At 67.8% G+C, this 1983-nt stretch carries 1 protein-coding gene; it reads right to left on the bottom strand.

Features of this window, described 5'->3' with window-relative positions; genetic code table 11:
* Positions 1-3: 3 nt before the first annotated feature.
* A partial coding sequence (locus AC559T_RS11835) for a protein meaA (RefSeq protein WP_498868722.1) occupies positions 4-1983 on the bottom strand: 1980 nt, incomplete at its 5' end.

Below are 1983 nucleotides of genomic sequence, written 5' to 3'. Positions count from 1 at the left end.
GGTTCAGGCACTCGCGAGGCCGTTTGAGGTGCGCACGATGTTCACGATGCCACGCATGATGTCGGTCAGCCCGTAGTCCTTCGGTGTGAAGACGGCCGCAACACCGAGCGTCGCCAGGCGTTCCGCGTCCGCGGGCGGAATGATCCCGCCGACCACGACCGGGACGTCCCCGAGACCAGCCGCACGCAGCCCGTCCAGCACCTCGGGCACCAGGTTCATATGCGAACCGGAGAGCACCGACAGCCCGACCACGTGGACGTCCTCCTCCACAGCCGCGGCGACGATCTGCGCCGGCGTGAGACGGATCCCCTGATAGACCACCTCAAAGCCCACATCACGGGCCCGTACCGCGATCTGCTCGGCACCGTTGGAATGCCCGTCCAACCCGGGCTTACCCACCAGCAGCCGCGGCCGGCGACCCAACTCACCGGCGGTCACGGCCACCAGGTCACGCACCTCCCCCAGCCCGGCGCCCGCGGCGGCGGCCGACGGCGCCGCGGACACCCCGGTCGGCGCACGGTACTCACCGAACACCTCACGCAGCACACCCGCCCACTCCCCCGTCGTCACACCGGCACGAGCACACGCCAGCGTCGCCGGCACCAGGTTCGCATCCGTCTTCGCCGCCTCACGCAACCCCAGCAGCGCCTCGTCGACAACGGAGGCATCACGGGCGGCCCGCCACGCCGCGACCTGAACCCGAGCCGCCTCCTCACCAGCCGGGTCCACCGTCTGCACAGCCGCGTCCAGGTCGGCGAGCAGCGGATTCGGCTCGGTCTCGGTGAACCGGTTCACCCCGACAACAACGTCCTCACCGGACTCGATCCGCGCCCGCCGCATCGCCTGCGAGGCCACCAACCGGGACTTCATGTAGCCGCTCTCCACAGCGGCGACAGCCCCACCCATCGCCTGCACCCGGTCGATCTCCTCGGTCGCGGCGGCAACCAGCTCCTCGACCCGCCGGGCCACCACCACCGAGCCCTCGAACAGATCCGGGTACTCCAACAGATCCGTCTCATAGGCCAGGATCTGCTGGATACGCAACGACCACTGCTGATCCCACGGACGCGGCAGGCCGAGGGCCTCGTTCCACGCAGGCAGCTGCAACGCGCGGCAACGGGCATCCTTCGACAACGTGACCCCGAGCGCCTCCAACACGATCCGGATCACGTTGTTCTCCGGCTGCGCCTCGGTCAACCCCAACGAGTTGACCTGCACCCCGTAACGGAACCGGCGGTGACGCGGATCCGTCACCCCGTAACGAGTCCGCAGCAGATCATCCCACAGGGCGACGAACGCCCGCATCTTGCACATCTCCTCCACGAAACGCACCCCGGCGTTCACGAAGAACGACATCCGGGCACACACCTCACCCATCCGCTCCGCCGGCACCTGACCGGAAGCGACCACCGCGTCGAGCACCGCGATCACCGTGCACAACGAGTACGCCAACTCCTGCACCGGCGTCGCACCCGCCTCCTGCAGGTGATAGCTACAGATGTTGATCGGGTTCCAGCGCGGGATCTCCGTCACCGTGTACGCCACAATGTCCGTGATCAGCCGCAACGACGGGCCGGGCGGGAACACATACGTCCCCCGCGACAGGTACTCCTTGATGATGTCGTTCTGGGTCGTGCCGGTCAGCTCCTCGGCCGCGACACCCTGCTCCTCCGCCACCACCTGGTACAACGCCAGCAACCACATCGCCGTCGCGTTGATGGTCATGGACGTGTTCATCCGGCCCAACGGGATCTGCTCGAACAACGCCCGCATGTCACCGAGATGCGCGACCGGCACACCCACCTTCCCGACCTCACCACGCGCCAGCACATGATCCGGGTCGTACCCGGTCTGCGTCGGCAGATCGAAGGCCACCGACAGACCCGTCTGCCCCTTCGCCAGATTGCGCCGGTACAGAGCGTTACTCTCCGCCGGACTCGAATGACCCGCGTAGGTCCGGACGATCCACGGCCGGTCACGCTC

Origin of the sequence: Frankia sp. Hr75.2 (assembly GCF_949319125.1) — a bacterium.
In the GTDB taxonomy this organism is placed as follows: Bacteria; Actinomycetota; Actinomycetes; order Frankiales; family Frankiaceae; genus Parafrankia; species Parafrankia soli.
The sequence above is the reverse complement of the archived record's forward strand: the minus strand, read 5'-3'. Positions and strand labels throughout refer to the sequence as shown.